The following is a 20,717-nucleotide window of genomic DNA, read 5'->3' on the forward strand; positions in this document are numbered from 1 at the left end:
CCTCTCTTAGAGCAGCGGACCCGCTGACGGGCCCGCGACAGGGATTAAATCTGGCGGAAACGGCTGCGTACGCTGAAGGTTTCTGAGGTCACGTAACGCTCAATATCGCGTACGTTACGCTCATCCGCGGTGAGCGTGCTCTCCAGCTCATCCAGCAGTTCGCGCGCCGTTGGTGTGCGCTCAGAGGGTGCATCCAGCGGTTTTTCATCCAGCACGTAGCCAAGAATAAAATAGGCGGTCACGGTGATCATAAACAGACCGAAAAACAGTGACAGCACCACAATCACACGCAGCAGCCGCACCGGAATATCCAGGTACTCGGCCAGCCCGGCACACACGCCGCGCACTTTGCCCTGCTGCGGAATACGCCACAGTTTGCGTCCGTTCATCATGGCTGCCTCCAGTTCGGGTGTTCGGCATCGAGGATCGCTTCCAGCGCCTCGACCCGGTCACGCATGCGGCGCGCTTCCTGCGTCAGCTGCTGCAGGCGCTGCAGGTCACCGGACGAAAGCGCCCCGCCGTTGCGTTTGTTGCTGTAGTGCAGCCATAACCAGATCGGTGCCACAAACAGCACGAAGATCGTTAACGGTATGGCCAGAAATAGTGCGCTCATTGACTCTCCTTTTTCAGTACACCCGGCAATCCGGGCCCGTTAGCAGGCCCGGGGCGATCACTCGCTGCGGTTCATTTTGGCTTTCAGCGCAGCCAGCTGCTGGCTGATTTCGTCATCAGCTTTCAGATCGGCAAACTGCTGGTCCAGCGTTTTGCTTTTACCGAAGCGCTGGCTTTCCGCTTCTGCTTCCATATGATCGATGCGGCGCTCAAACGATTCGAAGCGTGCCATCGCCTCATCCAGCTTGCCGCTGTCGAGCTGACGACGCACATCGCGTGACGATGAAGCCGCCTGGTGACGCAGCGTCAGGGCCTGCTGGCGGGCGCGGGTTTCGCTCAGTTTTTTCTCCAGCTCGCCAATCTCGCCTTTCATGCGATCCAGCGTCTCTTCAACATGGCTAGCTTCCTGCTGCAGCGCAGCGATCAGGTCGGTCAGCTTCTGTTTCTCAATCAGCGCCGAACGGGCTAAATCTTCTTTCTCTTTACTCAGCGCCAGCTCAGCTTTTTCCTGCCATTCGGCCTGCTGAGTTTCGGCCTGCTCAATACGGCGCAGCAGCTGTTTCTTTTCTGCCAGCGCGCGGGCCGAGGTGGAACGCACTTCCACCAGCGTGTCTTCCATTTCCTGAATCATCAGGCGTACCAGTTTCTGCGGATCTTCGGCACGCTCCAGCAGCGAGTTGATGTTAGCGTTCACGATATCGGCGAAACGAGAAAAAATACCCATAATGATGTTCCTCTGGTTGTCATGTCTTTACGCCCATAACTAATACAAGATGCGTGCCAGTTTTTAATATGCTGATTTTACTGGATTTGACTGTTTTACACGCGCGGCGCAATCCGTTAAAGTAGTGAAATTAATTAATCAGTGGTGAATTTCATCATGGCAAACGGTAAAGACAATCTGCTGGGCGAGTCGAATAACTTTTTAGAGGTGCTGGAACAGGTATCGAAACTGGCACCGCTGGAGAAACCGGTGCTGGTGACTGGCGAACGCGGTACCGGTAAAGAGCTGATTGCCAGCCGCCTGCACTACCTCTCCGACCGCTGGCAGGGGCCGTTTATTTCGCTCAACTGCGCCGCGTTAAATGAAAACCTGCTGGATTCCGAGCTGTTCGGCCATGAAGCCGGAGCCTTTACCGGTGCCCAGAAGCGCCACCTTGGCCGCTTTGAGCGCGCCGATGGTGGCACGCTGTTTCTGGATGAGCTTGCCACTGCGCCGATGCTGGTGCAGGAGAAACTGCTGCGCGTGATTGAGTATGGCCAGCTGGAACGCGTTGGCGGCAATCAGTCGCTGCAGGTTAACGTGCGGCTGGTGTGCGCCGCCAATGAGGATCTGCCCGCGCTGGCCGCCGCCGGCCGTTTTCGCGCCGACCTGCTCGATCGGCTGGCGTTCGATGTCGTCCAGCTGCCGCCGCTGCGCGAGCGCCGCAGCGATATCCTGGTGATGGCCGAGCATTTTGCCATTCAGATGTGCCGCGAGCTGGGCCTGGCGCTGTTTCCCGGCTTTAGCGAGCGCGCTCAGCTCACCCTGTTGCAGCACAGCTGGCCGGGCAACGTGCGTGAACTTAAAAACGTGGTGGAGCGCTCGGTGTACCGTCATCACAGCACCGAACAGGCGCTCGACACCATCATCATCAATCCGTTTGCGCCACGCGGCGCTCCTGCGGTAACCGAAGCGGAAGCAGAACAGCGTGAAAATACCCTGCCGGCGCTGCCGCTGGATTTACGCCAGTGGCAAAACCAGCAGGAGCGCGCACTGGTCGAAGCCAGTCTGCAACAGGCGCGATACAACCAGCGCCGCGCCGCTGAACTGTTGCGCGTCACTTATCATCAGCTGCGCGCGATGATGAAAAAACACGGGATCGAAGCACAGTAGGGTTTAACTGACGGGTATCGCTGCGGCAGCTGTCAGTTTTGCACGCCGGGTTGTCAGCTATGCGTGAGCCGCGTCCGGCAGGTTACTGCAGACTACAGGCAGACCTCAAGGAGACCCCCATGCTGACTCAACCTGCTGAAAAATATCGCCCGTGGCCTGTCATCAATCTGGCGGATCGCCAGTGGCCGTCTCGCCAGATCACCCGCACGCCGCGCTGGCTCTCAACCGATTTGCGTGATGGCAATCAGGCGCTGGCTACGCCGATGGACAGCGCGCGCAAATTAGCATTCTGGCAACTGCTGCTGCGCTGCGGCTTTAAAGAGATTGAAGTGGCGTTTCCCGCCGCCTCGCAAACCGATTATGACTTTGTGCGCCTGCTGATTGAACAGCAGCACATCCCTCACGACGTCACTATTCAGGTATTAACCCAGGCGCGCGACGATTTAATCGATCGCACCTTTGCAGCGCTGCGTGACGCGCCGCAGGCGATTGTCCATCTGTATAACGCCACCGCCCCGCTGTTCCGTGAGCGCGTATTTCGTCAGAGCAAAGCTGAAATCGTCGAGCTGGCCTGCGCCGCCGCGCGGCAAATCCGCGCACGCTGTGCGGCGCAGCCCGCCACGCGCTGGACCTTTCAGTACTCGCCGGAAACCTTCTGCTTTACCGAGCCGGAGTTTGCGCTGGAAATCTGTGAAGCGGTCGCCGCCATCTGGCAGCCGGGACCGCAGCGGCCGATGATCATCAACCTGCCCGCCACGGTGGAAGTCAATACGCCTAACGTGTATGCCGACCAGATCGAGTATTTCTGTCGCCACTTCAGCCAGCGCTCGCAGGTGGCCATCAGCGTCCATCCACATAACGATCGCGGCACCGGCACCGCCTGCGCCGAGCTGGCGCTGCTGGCCGGGGCCGATCGCGTTGAAGGCTGTCTGTTTGGTAACGGCGAGCGCACCGGCAACGTCGATCTGGTGACGCTGGCGCTGAATCTCTATACCCAGGGCGTGACGCCTGAGCTGGACTTTAGCGATATGCGCGAGGTGCTGGAAGTGGTGACGCGCTGTAACCAGCTGCCAGTCCATCCGCGCCATCCTTACGCCGGCGAACTGGTGTTTACCGCCTTCTCCGGCTCGCATCAGGATGCCATTCGCAAAGGCTTTACCGAACGCAGCGCGCGTAATGAAGTGGTATGGCAAATGCCCTACCTGCCGCTCGATCCGCTGGACATCGGCTGCAGCTATGAAGCGGTGATCCGCGTGAACAGCCAGTCCGGTAAAGGCGGTGCCGCCTGGCTGCTGGAACAAAATCACGGCCTGCAACTGCCGCGCGGCCTGCAGCAGGATTTCAGCCGCTGCGTGCAGCAGCACACCGATGCTCACGGCCAGGAGATGACGCACCACGCGCTGTGGCAGCTGTTCTGTCAGCAGTACGGCCTGCAACAGCCGCGGTGTCGCCTGCTGCAGTCGGAGAGCCATAGCGATGATCAGGGCGAGACGCGGATTAAAGCGCGCCTGCAGCAGGGTCCGCAGCTGCTGACCCTGGAAGGCCGCGGCAACGGTCTGCTGTCAGCGGCGGTGGCCGCGCTGCGTCAGCGCTTCGATCTGGCCGTAACCATTGAGGATTACCATGAACACACGCTGGGCAAACGCAGCGACAGCCGTTCGGTGTGCTATATCAGCTGCATCACGCCGCGTGGCGAGCGTGCGTGGGGGGTGGGTATTGATAATGACGTGACGCGCGCCTCGCTGCAGGCGTTGCTTAACGCGGCGGGCGCTTTTCTGCCGCCGGAAAGTAGTTAGCTGGCGTAACGCCCAGCACGCGACGAAACATGGCGCTAAAGGCGCTCGGGCTGTCATAACCGAGATCGAGCGCCACGGCCAGCACCGTATCGCCCTGCGCCAGCCGGGTCAGCGCCACGCTCAGCCGGGCACGCCGCAGCCAGTCGCTAAACTGCAAACCGGTTTCGCGACTGAAATGGCGCGCCAGCGTGCGTTCCGCCACACACAGCTGCGCTGCCGCGCGCGCCAGCGTCCAGCTCTCGCCCGGCGCCTGCTGAATCTGCTGGCACAGCGCCAGCAGCCGGTCGCTGTGTGGCAGTGGCAGGCCAAACGGCAGCACGTCCATCACGCGAATTTCATCGAGAATCAGCTCGTAAATGCGCTCGGCGCGACTGCCAGACGCGTAATGCTCCGGCAGCGTGAGCGCGCTGACAATCAGCTCCCGCAGCAGCGGCGATATCTGCACCACCTGACAGCTGGCGGGCAGATCGGCGCGCGCCAGCGGATCGACAAACAGCGTGCGCGCCGCCACGCTGCCAACGATGTGCAGCGCATGACGCGTGCCGGCCGGCAGCCACACGCCGCGGCTGGGCGGCACAATCCAGCTGCCGTGTTGTGTTTCCACTTTCACCACGCCGCTCAGGGTATGGATCAGCTGCGCGCAGTGGTGATAGTGCCACGGCTCCGCATCGCCGTGCGCGTAATCGTGCGCATACGGCACCAGCGGACGCTGAGAGAAGTCAAAGTCGAGCCGCTGACTCATTTAGCGTTTCAGGTACTGATAAACCGCCGCCAGATCCTGCTCGCCGTAACCGGCATCGACCGCCTGCTGCCAGACATCGACGATGTTTTCCAGCGCCGGCAGTGAGGCGTCGCCAGCGGCGTCCAGCGCCAGCCGCGCATCCTTCAGCGCCCAGACCAGATGCATCTGCGGCGTAAAGTCGCCGCTGGCAATCATGCCGAGTTTCATTTTGGCGTACGGGGCTGCCAGCGGACCGCCCTCCAGCACCTGCCAGAGATCGTCGGTAGTGAAACCAAACTGCTCTGCCAGCCGGGTGCTTTCGGCAAGACTCTGCATCAGGCCAATCAGCCAGCTATTCACCACCAGCTTCATGCGCGAGCTGGCACCGGCGGCCCCCAGCCACTGCGTCCCTTTACCAATTGCGGCAAACACCTGCTCCGCCGCCTGGGCGCGCTGCCGGTCGCCGCTTGCCATCACCAGAATCTGCGCGTTCTCAGCCGGCGCTTTGGTACCGGAGACCGGCGCATCAATAAACACCACGTCCGGCCGTGCGGCCGCCAGCCCGGCGATCAGCGCGTCGGTCGCTTCAACGCCGATGGTGCCCATCTGCGCCACGGTAGCCCCCTGCTGCAGCGTGTTCTGCACCTGGTTTAGCGTGGCGCGCGTGGTAGCGCCGTCCGCCAGCATAGTAATCACCACGTCTGCGCCTTCCACAGCCTGCGCGGCGCTGTCGCTCAGCGTCAGGCCTGCGGCCACCAGATCTTCGCCTTTGGCACGCGTGCGGTTCCAGCCACGCACGGTAAAGCCCTTCTTCAACAGATTGGCGGCAAATGCGTGCCCCATCGCGCCTAATCCCAGTACCGCCACTACAGGTTGCTGACTCATGTTTTCTCCTTCTTCTTACCGCAGGCAAAACGATCACACTGACAGAAATCGGGGCTGACAGCCAGGCCAGAGGTGCGGTGAAAGGACATTTTTCACGCCACACTTAACAGGGTTCTACCCTACTATTAACGCTTTTCAAACCCGCGCTAAAACGATTAACATACGCGCAATAAATGTCCCTATTGGTTCATTTCACGTCTTTTACGGTTATTAAAATGAAAATTGCTCTTTTGCGACAGGCACCGTTGCTGATGCTGCCTGCACTCCTGCCGCTGCCGCTATTGGCGGCGGACAATGCCAGCAATACCCTGGTGGTAAGCGCCGCGCCCGCGGCCAGTGGGCTCTCCGGGCTGGATACCCCGGCGGCGGTCAGCGTTGTCAGCGGCGACGATATGCGCCACGCCGCACCGCGCGTTAACCTGTCTGAAAACCTCACCAGCGTGCCCGGTCTGCAAATCCAGAACCGCCAGAATTATGCGCAGGACCTGCAGATTTCAGTACGCGGCTTTGGTTCGCGTTCCACCTTCGGCCTGCGCGGCATTCGCCTCTACGTTGACGGCATTCCGGCCAGCATGCCGGATGGCCAGGGGCAAACCTCGAATATCGATATCGGTTCCATCGAACGCGTGGAAGTGCTGCGCGGTCCGTTCTCCGCGCTGTACGGTAACGCATCGGGCGGCGTGATCAATGTGGAAACCCAGCGCGGCCAGCAGCCGACCACGCTGGCAGCCAGCAGCTGGTACGGCAGCTACGGCAGCTGGCGCAACAGCGTGAAAGCGAGCGGAGCCACCGGTGATGGCAGCCATGCCGGCGATGTTGACTATACGGTGTCGGCTTCGCGCTTCACCACCCACGGCTATCGCGACCACAGCGCCGCGCAGAAAAACCTCGGCAATGCCAGGCTTGGCGTGCGCATTGACGATGTCAGCACCCTGACGCTGCTGTTCAACAGCGTTCACGTTGAGGCGCAGGATCCGGGCGGCCTGACGCCGGATCAGTGGCATGATAATCCGCGCCAGGTGGCCAGCAACGTCACGCTGTACAACGCGCGTAAAACCGTCGACCAGACCCAGGCGGGCCTGCACTACCAGCGCCAGATGAGCGATAACGACGACCTCAGCGTGATGCTCTATGCCGGTGAACGCGAAACCACCCAGTATCAGTCCATCCCGCTGGCGACCCAGCTGAAAGCCGGCTATCCCGGCGGTGTCATTTCACTGGCGCGCCACTACCAGGGCATTGATACGCGCTGGACGCACCGCGCGACGCTGTTGACGCTGCCGGTGACCCTGACCGGCGGCCTCGACTATGAAACCATGAGCGAGAAGCGCAAAGGCTATCAGAATTTCACCCGCAGTGACGGCGCCACCGACTACGGCGTGCAGGGTGATCTGCGGCGCAACGAGCGCAACCTGATGTGGAACATCGATCCCTATCTGCAGACCGCCTGGCAGCTGAGCGATCGCTGGTCGCTGGACGCCGGCGTGCGCTTCAGCACGGTCAATTTCGATGCTAACGACTATTACGTGACCGCCAGCGACCCGGATGACAGCGGCAATCGCCGCTATCACCGCTGGCTGCCTGCGGCCTCGCTCAAATACGCGATTGATGATGGCTGGAATGCCTATGTTTCCGCCGGTCGCGGCTTTGAAACGCCGACGCTCAATGAACTCTCCTACCGTGCGGCGGATCAGGCCGGGCTCAATCTAAACCTGCAGCCGGCCACCAGCAATACCGTTGAGCTCGGCAGCAAAAAACGCCTCGGCAACGGCCTGCTGACCGCTGCGCTGTTTCAGACCGATACCAAAAACGAGATCGTGTCAGACAGCAGTTACGAAGGCCGCACCAGCTACAAAAACGCCGGTGAGACGCGCCGCCGTGGCCTGGAACTCGGGCTCGATCAGCAGTTTGGCTATGACTGGCACCTGAAAGCCGCGTGGACGCTGCTCGACGCGCGCTACCGCAGTAACGCCTGCGGCAGCGACAGCTGTGACGGCAAGCGCATCCCCGGTATTGCGCGCAATATGGCCTACGCCGGACTGGCCTACGCGCCGGAGCAAGGCTGGTATGCCGGCGGCGACCTGCGCTACCTGAGCGACATTGCGGCCAACGACCAGAATGATGTCAAAGCGCCGGCGTATACGGTGGTGGGACTGAACAGCGGCTATAAATGGCTGGTGCAGAACTGGACGCTGGATCTGTTTGGTCGCGTGGATAATCTGCTCGATCGCCACTATATCGGCTCAGTCATCGTTAATGAGAGCAATGGCCGGTATTACGAACCCGCACCGGGGCGTAATTACAGCGTCGGCCTGACGCTGAGCTACGCTTTCCAGTAATCTAAAGCGGGCACCGGCGCACGTCGGTGCCTTATTCAGGTGCGATAACGTGCTGAACCGACAAATTTCGAAAATTGCTCACTCCAGATTTGCACGGCGCAATATTCCTGCGGATCGATGCCTTCCGGCAGTGATTTAATAAAATCACCAAAGTTATTTAAATCGCCAATTAACGCCGACTGATGCTTTATTTGCAGAAATGAATGCTGATCAAACGCCTGAGTTTTGGTGAGGTAAATTTTATAGTGTGGCCCGGGGGCAATTTCCCCCTCAAAAGCGATGACGTTTTCATTGAGATAGACCTTGCCGCTGGCCCAGTACATCGCATCACTGCCCGGCTGATGGCGATCAAACTCGCCGCTATATAGCGCCTGCTGTTTCGCCAGATCAACCTCCTTTTGCGTGGCATTCACTTCCGCGGTAATTAACGGTGACAACACCAGACCTAAGGTAATACCGGTGCCCAGAAAAAACAGGCTGGCGATGAGATAAAGCACGTTTAATTTTTTTAGCATCCCTACCTCCCTGCAGCAGAATATCGCTGTATTTCTCTACCCGATCCTGCTGCTCTCTGGTGTTAATAAAAACGTAAAGTCAGGCTAAATATTGGTTATCGTGTTGCTGTGCATACTGTGACAGTAACCAGCGCTGTTACAACCAACTCTCAACGGCGGCAGGGAAAGCGAGGCGCAGCAGAATAACCAGTGGCAGCGAGCGGCAAAGATAAGGGCCGGCAGTACCAGCCCTGGAGGGAAAAGATCAGTTCAGCAGCGCGAGGATTTCGTCAGTGGTACCGGTTTCGCGTTTACGCATCTGAGCACTCACACCTCATTTGTTAGCCAACACATTTTGCGCCGCGCAATAGAATTACTTATATTGTTTGCTGCAGTCAGGCGTGCAGGATGTTAGTCAGGTAAGGGAGAAAGGATTCATGACACGTAACATCGCCCCGGGATATTGTGTTGTCGAACGCGCTGGATCACTGGAGCACCAGGCCAGAGAATTGTTTCGCGACACCCGTGCTCCAGCAGTTACCATGTTTATGCAGTTGAACGCTGACACGCCCTGGTTAAGGCCGGGGCAGATATTAATCGTCGCCGATCCTGAAACTCAGGCTCCTCTTACGCTGCATGCCTTAACAGCATTGAGACAGGCTAAGCACAGAATCAACAATGCATTAATTGGCGTCAGTGTTAATGAAGCGGATTTTATGCAAAAACATTATGGCACCATTGCTGCATTAACGAGTGCTGGCAATCAGATTTTTGGTATCACAGGGGATGCCGGAGCAAAATATTTCAGTGCAATAGAGCAGACGTTGATAAAAATAGAGGCCAGTTATCAGAATCAGTTTCGCGCGCAGGGAACCCTCATTAGCCAGCAGTTCTTTGTTGAGCGTAATCAATTGCTGAATCAATTAAAAGAACTAGTCAATAAGCCTGTACTCAAAAACCTCTCCCGCTATACCATTAAATTCCAGCAGTACGAAAATATGAAACGAGCGCTAAATCTTTCAAGCCGCTCAATAGTACATGAGTGGTCGACTGTGGGTTTGGGAGGCATACCAGGCTATTCAACCTATGTCGGCAATGCCGCCCAAGCGGCACGTTTTCTAAAGATGGGCGGCTATGTGGGTATTGCGTTTTCTTTTGCCGGGGCGACGAATGATGTTATGAAGGCCTGTACGGTTGGACGTGAGGGTGAGTGCAGTAGATCTGCGTTTAGGGAATATTCGAAATTTGGACTTTCAACCGCTGCGGGTATTGGCGCTGGCGCTGCAGGATCGGCGATTGGCCTGGGTTTTTGCACGGCTATCGGGATAGCCACGGCAGGAGTGGGAGGCGTTGCCTGCGCAGCGGTCGGTTCAGTTGCTGCTGGTTATGCAGCCGGGGAGTTTATGAACTGGGGTGTCGACGCTTTTTATAATCATATGGGCTTATAAATGACAATAAAATTTCTTGGCATATTTATCATTGGGCTATGTTTAGCCAGCTTCTTATTATCCATACTGATTTATGCTTATAACAGAAAGAAATATTACACGCTTTTGGAAGACTTCCAAAAAAGACACGTATTCCCGGCCCCCTATTCGTTTCATTGTCTCGTGGGTTTTTTTGGCGCTGCGCCAATGTCATATTTCTTTATGGGCATTATGAAAAAAAAGAAAGTTTTTTTCCTTAACCGCGATAGTAGCGCCTATGATTTTTTTGATGATAACAAGGGCAAATCTATCGGCTGGATATCTGCGCTTTATTACGCACATATCACCAGTTTCATCTGTGGTGTATTGATAGCCCTCCTGGGTGCTGCACTTGAGTTAAAAGCGAGATTTTTTCCATAGCAGGACCGATTTCTGATTCAGACCTGATGCAGCATTCCCGTAACAGAGAATGCTTAACAGCAGGATGACATCCGCCAGAAGACGGTTGGCTGCGGCAGGAAAATATTGAGAACAGGGCCGGCAGTACCAGCCCTGGAGGGAAAAGATCAGTTCAGCAGCGCGAGGATTTCCTCAGTGGTGCCGGTTTCGCCGAGGCGCGGGAAGATGCGCTCAATGCTGTTGTGGTGGGTTTCAGCGTTCAGGCAGCTCATCGCATCGGTCGCCAGCGTAACGTTGTAGCCCAGCTCGTATGCCTGACGCGCCGTGGATTCCACGCCGATACTGGTGGCAATCCCGCACACCACCACCTGCGTCACGCCACGCTGCTGCAGCTGCTGGTGCAGATCGGTATTGTGGAACGCGCCCCAGGTTTTTTTCGTTACGCTGATATCGCCCGGCTGCGGTGTCATTTCCGGCACCAGCACCGCCCAGTCTGCCGGCAGAGCAGCATCGTGACGCGGCTGCTGATTGCGGCCCGGCGCGCCGCCCGCCACGTTCACCAGCACCACCGGCAGCTGTTTCGCGCGAAACGCCTGCGTCAGCTGCGTGGCGCGTGCAATCACTTCATCCGGATGGCGCGGCGTAACCGGCAGGCGGACGATGCCGTACTGCAGGTCGATGACAATCAGGGCGGTTTGGGCATCTAACGTGGTGACAGCCATGGTGAGTCCTCTCAAATTAGTGGTCAGCGAGTCGTTGCAGTAAGGGAATGGCGGCCAGCAGCGTTTGCTGCTCCTGCGGGCTGAGCAGGCTGCTGATACTGTGCAGCAGCCAGTCGTCACGCTGGGCGCGATTGCTGGCGATGAGCTGCAGGCAGGCAGCGGTAGGCTGATAACGGGTTTTGCGGCCATCCTGCGCATCGGCCACGCCCTGTACCAACCCCAGCGTCTGCAGGCTGGCGACCGTGGCACTCATCGACTGGCTGCGCACCCCTTCGCGCGCGGCCAGCTCGGTCACCGTCATTGCGCCGTCGCGCACCAGATACCCCAGCACGGAAACCTGCGGCCAGGTGAGATCGCCCGGCGGGGCCGATTCACGCAGGCGGCGCATCAGTTTGCCATTGATGCTGCGTAACGCGGCAGCGGCGCTAATCAGCTCGCTCATCGCCCTTCTCCTTTACAGATGAGACCGCAGTATATAAATACGCAGGTAAACTGTGTAGTTTGCCTTCGTATCAATTTGTAATTGCGCATCCCGCCGCTCAGCTGCGCTGCAAATAGTGTATCAGGCTATGAAAGCGCAACGCGCTGGCCAGCGGATTGCGGTAGCTGTGCGGCTGATCGGCGGCGAACTGGCTGGCCTCGCCGGCCTGCAGGCGACGCCAGCTGCCCGCCATGCCCAGCAACAGCTCACCTTCCAGCACCACCACCTGCTCAATCACCCCGCTTTCGTGCGCTGACGAATCGCTTTGCGCGCCCGCTGCCAGCGTCACTTCCAGCAGATCGAAGCGCAAACGCGCGTCATACGGCAGCAGCGGCTTCACCTGCATTTGTGCATTGGGCTGGCTGAAGGTCGCCACATCGCCCGACGGCTGCGCCCCGCTCTGCACAAAAAAGGAGAACGGCACATTAAAGCCGGTGGCGATTTTCCATAGCGTGGCGATCGTTGGACTCGACTCGCCGCGCTCAATCTGACCGAGCATGGCTTTACTCACGCCGGTGCGCGCCGCCGCCAGCGTCAGGCTCCAGCCATTGGCCTGACGCAGCTGCTTCAGCGCCTGGCTGAGATGTTGATGCAGATTTTCCATGAATTCTCCTGAAAAGCGGGCGCGCAGTGTACCACTTGTGCGCGCCATACCGTGCGTGCCACAATGTGCGTTATAACGCACAACAGGATGTGATTCCATGACCACTGCAACTGTTCGTCCGGCTTTTTCCTTTCCAATGTTGATTTCCGGCCTGATCGCCGTGCTGGTCGGCTACAGCAGCACCGCGGCGCTGATCTTTCAGGCGGCGCAGGCTGCAGGCGCCTCACCGGCGCAGATTGGCGGCTGGCTGTCGATGCTGGGCGTGGGCATGGGACTGGCGTCACTCGGCCTGTCGCTGTGGACGCGGATGCCGGTGCTCGCCGCCTGGTCGACGCCAGGTGCCGCGCTGCTGGCCACCAGCGTGCACGGCCTGACGCTGAATGAAGTGGTCGGGGTGTTTGTCGCGACCAATCTGCTGATTGTGCTGAGCGGCGTGACCGGCCTGTTTGCCCGGCTGATGAACCACATTCCCCAGTCGCTGGCGGCCGCGATGCTGGCGGGGATTCTGCTGCGATTTGGCATCGGCACCTTCAGCGGCTTACCGGATCATTTTGCCCTGTGCGGCAGCATGTGTCTGGTATGGCTGCTGGGCCGCCGCTGGCTGCCGCGTTATGCCATTCTGCTGGCGCTGGTGACGGGCGTGCTGGTGGCGCTGGGTCAGCGCGCCATCCACTTTCCGCCTCATGCGCTAACGCTGAGCGTGCCGGAATTTATCATGCCGCACTTTAATCCTGCCGCGCTGATTGGCGTCGGCTTGCCCTACTTCCTGGTGACCATGGCGTCGCAGAATGCGCCCGGTATTGCCACGCTGCAGGCGCATGGTTACCGGCCGCCGGTCTCCGCGCTCACCGGCTGGACCGGCCTGATCGCGCTACTGCTGTCGCCGTTCGGTGGCTTTTCGGTGTGTATTGCGGCGATCACCGCCGCGATCTGCATGGGCGATGATGTCGATCCGGACCCGGCGCGCCGCTGGGTGGCTTCCGCGCTGGCGGGCGTGTTCTATCTGCTGACCGGCTTTACCGGCGCGCTGATCGCCGTGATGCTCAGCGCCTTGCCGCCGGTGCTGATCGCTACGCTGGCCGGTCTGGCACTGCTGGCCACGCTGGCGGGCAGCCTGCAGCGCGCGCTGGCGGAACCCGCGCAGCGCGACAGCGCCATCGTGGCATTTCTGATCACCGCCAGCGGCATCTCCCTGCTCGGCGTCGGCTCGGCGTTCTGGGGCCTGATCGGGGGCGTCCTCACCCATTTGCTGCTCAGCCCGCGCCGGAACGGTTAACATTTCACCACCCCGCGTACCGTGGGGGAATAACGCCCTGTTTTCCCCCCTTTTTCCCCCGTTTGATTGCGGCGCATTTGGCTTAAGATCACTACCATCGCCCATCACACCCGATGTTTGGCTTCAGATAACCACCGATAAGGGCCCAACGAGTGGCAAAAACTTTTCTGCGCAGCGGTAATCTCGACGCGTTACTGGCACTGGGGGAGAACGGCCAGCCGGTCTGGGCTTCTGCCCTGCAAATTCGCGAAACGTTACGTTTGCGCCGCCAGACGACACTGGCCAACTGCCTCGCGATCCCGCAGGCCAACGAGCGCGGTGACCGCCTTGACTGGTACGCGCCATTCAGCGGCAAAGTGAAATCCTGGCTGGCAGCCAGCGATCGCGAAAAGCGTCAGGCTCTGGATCAGCTCACCCTTAATCAGCAGGATTTGCAGGCGCTCAGCCTGCGCGCCCGGGATGCCGACAATCCGGCGATGCGTCTGTTTGGGGCGCTGCTGGCGAAGACGCTGCAGTTTCCCGATCAGCAATACGTCTATCTGGTGGATGGCAAGCCGGTGATCACCTTCTGGGGCTTTGTCGACCCGCAGGCGCGCACGCGTGATGATGCGCTGGCCTGCCTGCGCGACAGCCTTGATGAAGAACTGCCGCCGCTGGTGGTGCCCGCGCCGGAGCCAGAAAGGGCTGCTGCGCCTGAACCGGTTGAGGCCCCCGTTGTGGCGGAGCCCGAGCCGGAACTGCTGGCGGAACCCGAACCACAGCCCGAACCCGCACCGCTGAGCGTTGTCGCCGACGCGCCCGCGCGGAAGAAATCCGCACTGCGCCCGCTGCTGCTGGTGCTGCCTCTGGCCGCTGCCGCCGCAGCGGGTGTGGCCTTCTGGTTACACAACGCGCCGGTCCAGCCGGCAGAAACCGAAACCGCGCCTGTGGTCAGCGCCGCGCCCGCGCTGGCCCCGGCGATGCTGGCGAAAGCACAGACGCTGGCCGCCACGCTGCCGCACAGCAGTGCGACGGTGACGCCTGCGCCGGCACCGGCTGCCCCACCGGCACCGCCGGAGGTCGTAGCGGAACATACCGAACCGGCCAAAGCGGACGATCTGGTGATGACGGCCGATGACGCGCGCCTCGGCTCGGTGAAATTTATCAATGGTACCTGGCGCGTGACGCTGCGTCAGACCAATCTGCCGACCGGCAAGCCGCCGAGCCTGCGCTATCAGATCCGCAACGGTAAAGGCAGCGCAGTGATTACCCAGGGCGACAATATTCGCTGTAAAGCCGATGTCACCGCCGCCATGACCAGCGCCGGCACCATGGTAGTGCGCAGCCGCTATACTGCCAGCTGCAGCGATAAATCACGCTATCGCATGCCGGAGCTGGTGTGCAAAGCCGGTGATGGCATTGCCAGCTGTACGGCGCAGTATGGCGCCGATCAGGTGTTCCCGTTGACGATTAAGCGTGAGAGTAAGTAACCATGTTGGCTCCCCTGATTGATGACAAACAGAAAATCACGCTGATCGAAGACAGCGGTGTGCAGTTTCTTGATTTTGGTTTGCGCCTGCCCGCGCTGCAGGCGCGGCGGCAGTTTGTGCGCCAGACCGCCAATGGTCCGCTGCTGCGCCTCAACGTTGATGGCAACAGCGGCAAGTTTCTGCTCTATCCGCAGGATGGCGGTGCCGCTGAGGTAGTGCGCCCGGAGACCGATATCGCGCTGGCCGATTCCCTGACGCTGCTGGCCGGGCAGTGGCTGCCGCTGCCGGTGCTGCGCTGTTCCAGCGGCCGTCGTTTTATCGGTGGCCCGGATAACTGGGCGCGTCTGCGCCTTGCGCCGCTCAGCCAGCCCGACGCGGCGGGCAATACCCATCGCATCACCCTCGCCTTCGATACGCGCCTGGTGGCCGACGCGGACGGCGGTGAGCAGCTGGGGTTGAGCAAAGCCGATGCGCAGAACGGCGTCAGCTTTGCGCTGGCGTGGCATAACTATGAACTGGGCGAGTTCCTCGACCTCACCTGGGTTGACGGCTGGCTGCGCGAGACGTTCAGCCAGCAGGTGTATGCGCTGGAATCACGCCGCGAGCAGGAAGTGAACCAGGCGCTGCGCGAATTTGAATATCAGGCGCACTATCTCAACGTGCTGGAACTGCTGGGAGAACAGCTCGATCTGGCAGAAATCACTATCCAGGCGGCCTCACCGCAAACGCCGGCGGTCAACGTGGATATCATTCTCGACGTCGGCAACTCGCACACCTGCGGCATTCTGGTGGAAGATCACCCCGAAGAGAGCAACGGCCTGCGCCAGACCTATGAGCTGCAGCTGCGCGATCTGTCGCAGCCGCATCAGGTCTACAACGAGCTGTTCGACAGCCGACTGGAGTTTGCCGAAACGCACTTTGGCAAAGCCAACTTCTCGCTTGAGAGCGGCCGCGAAAACGCGTTTATGTGGCCCTCGCTGACCCGCGTCGGTCGCGAAGCCAGCCGCCTGGCGCTGCAGCGCGCCGGCACCGAGGGCAGCACCGGCCTTTCCAGCCCGCGCCGCTACTTATGGGACGAAGCGCGTTATCAGCCCGGCTGGCGCTTCAACGCCAGCGGCGGCAGCGACGAGCCGCAGGCCACCGCGCTGCCGTTTACCCTGTTGCTCAACGATGAGGGGCAGCCGCTGCATGCCCTGCCGGAAGATGACCGCCTGCCGGTGTTTTCTGCCAGCTACAGCCGCAGCTCGCTGATGACCTTTATGCTGTGTGAACTGCTGGCGCAGGCCATGATGCAGATGAACAGCGTGGCCCAGCGCCAGCGTATGCCGCAAAGCCAGGCGCCGCGCCAGCTGCGTCATGTGATCCTGACGCTGCCGTCGGCCATGCCGAAGCCGGAGCGGGAAATTTTCCGTCGCCGCATGCAGGAAGCCATCGCGCTGGTGTGGAAAGCCGAAGGCTGGCATCCGGCCGACGCCGCGTTTGACGCCGCCAGCCAGGCGCACAGCCTGCGGCCGGTACCAGATGTGCAGATGGAGTGGGATGAAGCCACCTGCGGTCAGATGGTGTGGCTGTTCAACGAAACCCAGGTGAACTTTGCCGGTCGCGCGGAAGATTTCTTCAGCAGCATGGCGCGCCCGGATCGCCCGCGCGAAGCGGATGAGCTGCCGGGCAAAAGCCTGCGCATCGCCTCGATTGATATCGGCGGCGGCACCACCGATCTCGCCATCACCCAGTATCGTCTGGATGATGGTCAGGGCAACAACGTGAAAATCACCCCGCGTCTGCTGTTCCGGGAAGGGTTTAAAGTGGCCGGCGATGACATTCTGCTGGACGTGATTCAGCTGTGGATCCTGCCCGCGCTACAGCAGAGTCTGCAAAAAGCCGGCCTGGCGCTGGCGGAACCGCTGATGAACAAGCTGTTTGGACACGACAGTCGCATGGACGGTCAGGCCACGCTGCGTCAGCAGGTCACCCTGCAGCTGTTTATTCCGCTGGCGCAGGCGGTACTGGAACGCTATGAAAACTGGAATCCACTCGACAGCCACAGCGAAATTAACGCGCTGTTTGGCGAGCTGGTGCCGCAGAAGCCAGCCAGCAGCGTGCTGGCGTTTGTCAACGGAGAGATTCAGCGCACGCTCGGCGGCGACAGCCGTTTCGACCTGCTTGACGTGCCGCTGGTGGTGAGCATGGCGCAGCTGCATGCTGAGTTTCTGCAGCACCGGATGGCGATCATCCCGGCGCTGCGCGCCATGTGCGAAGTGGTTTCCCTCTATCAGTGCGATGTGCTGCTGCTGACCGGTCGCCCGTCGCGCTTCCCGGGCATTCAGGCGCTGGTGCGTCATTTGCAGCCGCTGCCGGGCAGCCGCATTTTGTCGCTGGAGGGGTATCACACCAGCGACTGGTATCCGTTCAACAAACAGGGACGCATTGATAACCCGAAATCCACCGCGGCGGTCGGTGCCATGCTGTGTCTGCTGGCACTTGATCTGCGTCTCAGCAGCTTCTGGTTCCGCGCCGGCGATTTTGAACCCTACTCGACCATTCGCTATCTTGGCGTGCTGGATGAAAACGCCACGCTGAGCGATGACAATCTGTGCTACAGCGAGATTGATCTCGACAGCCACAGCTTCGCGCTGGACCGTAAAAGCAGCTTCCGCATTCGCGGTAACGTCTGCCTCGGTTTCCGCCAGCTGGAGAACGACCGCTGGCCGGCGACACCGCTCTACAGCCTGAGCATTACCGATCCGCAGCTGGCGCGCCAGGTAGCGGGCGAAAGCGTGCTGCGCATCAGGCTGGCGGTACAACCGGGCCCGGATAACCTCGGCCCGGAGCGGCTGGTGCTGAGCGAGGCGCGCATGGACGATGGCACGCGCGTGCCGCTGGAGCAACTGAGTCTGAAACTGAATACGCTGTCGGCCACCGGCAACGCCAATGCGCAATACTGGATCGACAGCGGGAGCGTGTGTAAACGATGAGAACTGCCAAAAAAGCCACGCCGGCGACGCCTGCTAAACGCCTGGGCCTGCTGCAGGAGACGGTTGACGGCGCGCTGAACTGGGTGGAGAGCCACCAGGCGCACTCACCGCGTCTGGCGCTGGAAGCCGATACGCTGCGGCTCCAGCTGCGGCGCGCCCGCGTTGAAAGCCACGCGCTGGCGCGACAGCTGGCGCGGCCGGTCACCCTGGCGCTGTTTGGTCAGTCGCAGGCGGGTAAAGCCTGGCTGCTGAGTGAAATGGTCGGCGACGCGCAGGGCCAGCTGATCGCCCGTCTCGGCGACAAAACCCTGAACTATTTTCAGCACATCAATCCCGGCAATCTCGATTTTGCCATCGCCACCCGTTTCAGCCATCAGCGTGAAGCGCAGTCTGGCGCGTGGCCGCTGGAGATGACGCTGCTGAGCGAAGCCGAGCTGATTCGTCTGATGCTGGCCTGTGCCAGCGCGGACACCCAGCCGGACAGCGCGGCGATTGATGCCGCGCTGCAGCGCCTGCAGCGCCATCGCCAGAGCGAGGTGCAGCCCGGCCTCGACAGCGACGCGCTGGTGACGCTGTGGGCGTGGCATCGCCGCCAGCCCGACCACGCCGAGGTGCTGGACCGTCATTTCTGGCCGCAGGCGATTGAGCTGGCACCGTGGCTCAACGTGGACGACCGCGTGCAGCTGTTTGCGCTGCTGTGGCCGCAGCGTCCGGCGCTAAATGAAACCCTGCGCAGCCTGCTGCATCTGCGCCATCAGCTGCGGCACGCGCCGCGCGTGCTGGCGCCGCTCAGCCTGCTGGTGGATGACGCCTCGCTGCCCGCTGAAAAGCTCATCGGCCATGACGCCGACCTGAACGAATTGATTGAAGTGTGTCCGGTTGTCGCCAACCGCGTGGGCAAACCGCAGTCGGTACCGCTCGGCTGGCTGGCGCTGCTGACGCTGGAAATCACCCTGCCGCTCAGTTCGACGCCGCGTCAGGCGCTGTATGACGAAGCCGATATGCTGGAACTGCCCGCGCCGGGCACGCCCGCCGATCGCGATCAGCAGGATGAGCGCGCAAGGCTGCAGGCGCGTGATGCGCTGCGCGCCAGTCTGCTGGAGCAGAAACGTGCCCTGCTGCCGGGCTTCTATGCCGCCCGTCAGGGCATCGATTTAATGCTGATTTGTACCGCCGCCAGCCAGCGTCAGGATGCGGATCTCGCCGCCAGCGCGCTGCGCGAGTGGCAACTGCAACAGAGCGCGACGGCCAGCGCAGACAAGCCGCGCCTGATTTGGGCGATTACGCCGCACGATGCGCGCTATCAGCAGTCGCAAATCAACGTCGATGAAGCGGTACAGCGGCAGATTGGTCAGCCTGGCCAGAGCTGGGGTTCCATGCTGGCGCGCGATCGCGCCGGCGTCGACCGCATGAGCAGTTGGCTGCAGGATGAGATGCAGCCGGAGGCACGGCGCGACCGGCTGGCGCTACAGCTCAGCACGCTGCAGCAGAAACTGGTGGAGCGTCTGCAGCCGTGGACCGAAGCCAGCGCCACGCCGGAACAGGCCGCGCGGAAACAGGCCATCGCCGATACGCTGCTGAAGTGTTTACAGCATCGCACCGGCCTGCATGGCGAGCTGCTTGAGCGTCTGCAGCCGTCGCGCGAAGCGGTGCGCCAGCTGTGGCTGAGTCAGAGCCACGGCAGCACGCCGTCCACCGGCGGTCAGCCGGCCGCGGTGGAGCAGAGCTATTTTGGTATTGGTTTTGAGTTTGACCTGTTTAACGATGAGCCGGTAACCACCGCCGAACCGCGCAGCAGCAGCGGCCAGCGCGATCAGCAGTTTCCTCAGCAGGTGTTCGCGCTGTGGCTGGCGCACCTGCGTCAGCTGCCGGAGAGCCAGAGCCTGCTGGCGCTGCTCAACGTGGACAAGCCAACGCTGGAACTGCTGGTGGAGGAGCTGATTACCGCCAGCTTCCGTCTGCAGGTGCTGAGCAAACTGCAAAGCGCGCTCAACGAAACGGAGACGCAGGCCAGTGCCCATGAAGCGCGCACCGATCGCCAGGTGTCGCGTGCCATGACGGTGCTGGGTGACTTTGTCGCCTGGCTCGGCTTCCTGCAGCGGGATGAACGTGAACGGCCACAGAGTCGCGTCAATCGCGGCAGCCCGATTTTCGCCCGCCCGCCGGCGCCCAGCGTCAGCTTTTCGTCAGGCCAGCGTCTGACGCGGCTGTCTGCCGCGCCGGCTAACCACACCGCCTATTACATTTATGACTGGCTGGTGGGGTTAAATTCGCTGATCGTCGAGAATAACGGCTACACCGGCGGCGGCGATTTACCGGCCAGCGCACGTCAGACGCTGGCGATTATGCTGCTGCCGCTGCACGCGTAGTCAGTGAGTAATCAGGCGCAGCTCGCCCGCCAGCTGCTGCGCCGCCTCTTCCAGCAGCGCCAGCACCGGGGCAAACTCCGCACTGGCGCTGACCTCGGCGACATGCTGCAGATGCAGCGTTGCCGGCAGCGCCATGCCGCCGGTTAGCCAGTCCCACAGCGCATCCAGATTGTAGCCAAAGCATTCACCGCAGCCGCTCTGTTCGACCAGCGCCTGATAAAAGGCCTGGCGCGTGCCCAGCGTGCGAAAATCAAAATGGAGTGTCAGCATAG

General features: G+C 60.7%; 19 protein-coding genes. 9 read left to right on the plus strand and 10 right to left on the minus strand.

What is annotated here, in order from left to right; all coding sequences use genetic code 11:
• Positions 1-44: 44 nt before the first annotated feature.
• From pspC to pspA, 3 genes are read right to left on the minus strand one after another with little or no spacing between them, the layout of a single operon-like run.
• The gene (pspC, locus tag H7K56_RS01780; protein ID WP_150361053.1) at positions 45-392 is read right to left on the minus strand and encodes an envelope stress response membrane protein PspC; all 348 of its coding nucleotides are present in this window, start codon (positions 390-392) and stop codon (positions 45-47) included.
• A complete protein-coding gene (gene pspB / locus H7K56_RS01785) occupies positions 389-613 on the minus strand; it encodes an envelope stress response membrane protein PspB (protein WP_058769745.1) in 225 nt (74 codons plus the stop codon). Before pspB ends, pspC begins: the two co-directional genes overlap by 4 nt.
• A gap of 57 nt (positions 614-670) precedes the next feature.
• Entirely contained in the window at positions 671-1,336 is a 666-nt protein-coding gene (gene pspA, locus H7K56_RS01790) for a phage shock protein PspA (RefSeq protein WP_021506139.1), read from the minus strand.
• A gap of 156 nt (positions 1,337-1,492) precedes the next feature.
• On the opposite strand from pspA, the gene pspF reads away from it, so the two are divergent.
• Complete coding sequence (gene pspF, locus H7K56_RS01795) at positions 1,493-2,488, plus strand: phage shock protein operon transcriptional activator (RefSeq protein ID WP_150361054.1); 996 nt, start codon at positions 1,493-1,495, stop codon at positions 2,486-2,488.
• Positions 2,489-2,607: 119 nt separating this feature from the next.
• Positions 2,608-4,284, plus strand: coding sequence for a 2-isopropylmalate synthase (leuA, locus tag H7K56_RS01800; RefSeq protein ID WP_150361055.1), 1,677 nt, complete (start codon positions 2,608-2,610; stop codon positions 4,282-4,284).
• On the opposite strand, the gene H7K56_RS01805 is transcribed toward leuA, so the two are convergent.
• Together H7K56_RS01805 and H7K56_RS01810 are read right to left on the minus strand one after the other, a co-directional pair.
• Positions 4,244-5,026 carry an AraC family transcriptional regulator gene (locus H7K56_RS01805; protein WP_021506142.1) on the minus strand — a complete coding sequence of 261 codons (783 nt, stop codon included), beginning with the start codon at positions 5,024-5,026 and terminating at the stop codon, positions 4,244-4,246. The genes leuA and H7K56_RS01805 overlap by 41 nt on opposite strands.
• The gene (locus H7K56_RS01810; protein WP_150361056.1) at positions 5,027-5,890 is read right to left on the minus strand and encodes an NAD(P)-dependent oxidoreductase; all 864 of its coding nucleotides are present in this window, start codon (positions 5,888-5,890) and stop codon (positions 5,027-5,029) included.
• A gap of 215 nt (positions 5,891-6,105) precedes the next feature.
• Between H7K56_RS01810 and pqqU the strand changes: the two genes are divergently transcribed.
• On the plus strand, positions 6,106-8,229 hold the full coding sequence (gene pqqU / locus H7K56_RS01815; protein ID WP_182688956.1) for a TonB-dependent receptor PqqU: 2,124 nt from the start codon (positions 6,106-6,108) through the stop codon (positions 8,227-8,229).
• Positions 8,230-8,264: 35 nt separating this feature from the next.
• Here the strand turns inward: pqqU and H7K56_RS01820 are convergent, their stop codons facing one another.
• Positions 8,265-8,744 (minus strand): DM13 domain-containing protein, encoded by a 480-nt coding sequence (locus tag H7K56_RS01820; protein WP_150361058.1) that lies wholly within the window; start codon positions 8,742-8,744, stop codon positions 8,265-8,267.
• Positions 8,745-9,160: 416 nt separating this feature from the next.
• Between H7K56_RS01820 and H7K56_RS01825 the strand changes: the two genes are divergently transcribed.
• On the plus strand, positions 9,161-10,171 hold the full coding sequence (locus H7K56_RS01825; protein ID WP_150361059.1) for a hypothetical protein: 1,011 nt from the start codon (positions 9,161-9,163) through the stop codon (positions 10,169-10,171).
• A complete protein-coding gene (locus tag H7K56_RS01830) occupies positions 10,172-10,570 on the plus strand; it encodes a hypothetical protein (RefSeq protein ID WP_059008726.1) in 399 nt (132 codons plus the stop codon).
• 146 nt (positions 10,571-10,716) lie between these two features.
• Here H7K56_RS01830 and H7K56_RS01835 read toward each other — a convergent pair whose 3' ends face one another.
• The 3 genes from H7K56_RS01835 to H7K56_RS01845 form a co-directional block, all read right to left on the minus strand.
• Complete coding sequence (locus tag H7K56_RS01835) at positions 10,717-11,271, minus strand: isochorismatase family protein (RefSeq protein WP_150361060.1); 555 nt, start codon at positions 11,269-11,271, stop codon at positions 10,717-10,719.
• A gap of 16 nt (positions 11,272-11,287) precedes the next feature.
• Positions 11,288-11,713: a MarR family winged helix-turn-helix transcriptional regulator gene (locus H7K56_RS01840; RefSeq protein ID WP_021506146.1), complete on the minus strand. Its 426-nt coding sequence runs from the start codon at positions 11,711-11,713 to the stop codon at positions 11,288-11,290.
• Between the two features lie 97 nt (positions 11,714-11,810).
• Positions 11,811-12,356, minus strand: a complete 546-nt coding sequence (locus H7K56_RS01845) for a helix-turn-helix domain-containing protein (protein WP_150361061.1) — start codon at positions 12,354-12,356, stop codon at positions 11,811-11,813.
• A 97-nt stretch (positions 12,357-12,453) separates the two neighbouring features.
• Here H7K56_RS01845 and H7K56_RS01850 point away from each other — a divergent pair, with 97 nt between their 5' ends.
• The 4 genes from H7K56_RS01850 to H7K56_RS01865 all read left to right on the plus strand — a co-directional run bounded on the left by H7K56_RS01850 (position 12,454) and on the right by H7K56_RS01865 (position 20,445).
• Positions 12,454-13,632, plus strand: a complete 1,179-nt coding sequence (locus H7K56_RS01850) for a benzoate/H(+) symporter BenE family transporter (protein WP_059008723.1) — start codon at positions 12,454-12,456, stop codon at positions 13,630-13,632.
• A gap of 152 nt (positions 13,633-13,784) precedes the next feature.
• Positions 13,785-15,101, plus strand: a complete 1,317-nt coding sequence (locus tag H7K56_RS01855; RefSeq protein WP_182688957.1) for an SrfA family protein — start codon at positions 13,785-13,787, stop codon at positions 15,099-15,101.
• A 2-nt stretch (positions 15,102-15,103) separates the two neighbouring features.
• On the plus strand, positions 15,104-18,076 hold the full coding sequence (locus H7K56_RS01860) for a virulence factor SrfB (protein WP_125309626.1): 2,973 nt from the start codon (positions 15,104-15,106) through the stop codon (positions 18,074-18,076).
• A complete protein-coding gene (locus tag H7K56_RS01865; RefSeq protein ID WP_150361392.1) occupies positions 18,073-20,445 on the plus strand; it encodes a virulence factor SrfC family protein in 2,373 nt (790 codons plus the stop codon). Before H7K56_RS01860 ends, H7K56_RS01865 begins: the two co-directional genes overlap by 4 nt.
• On the opposite strand, the gene H7K56_RS01870 is transcribed toward H7K56_RS01865, so the two are convergent.
• Positions 20,446-20,715 carry a barstar family protein gene (locus H7K56_RS01870; RefSeq protein ID WP_021506152.1) on the minus strand — a complete coding sequence of 90 codons (270 nt, stop codon included), beginning with the start codon at positions 20,713-20,715 and terminating at the stop codon, positions 20,446-20,448.
• Between the last annotated feature and the right edge of the window lie 2 nt (positions 20,716-20,717).

The organism is Pantoea dispersa (assembly GCF_014155765.1).
Classification (GTDB): Bacteria; Pseudomonadota; Gammaproteobacteria; order Enterobacterales; family Enterobacteriaceae; genus Pantoea; species Pantoea dispersa.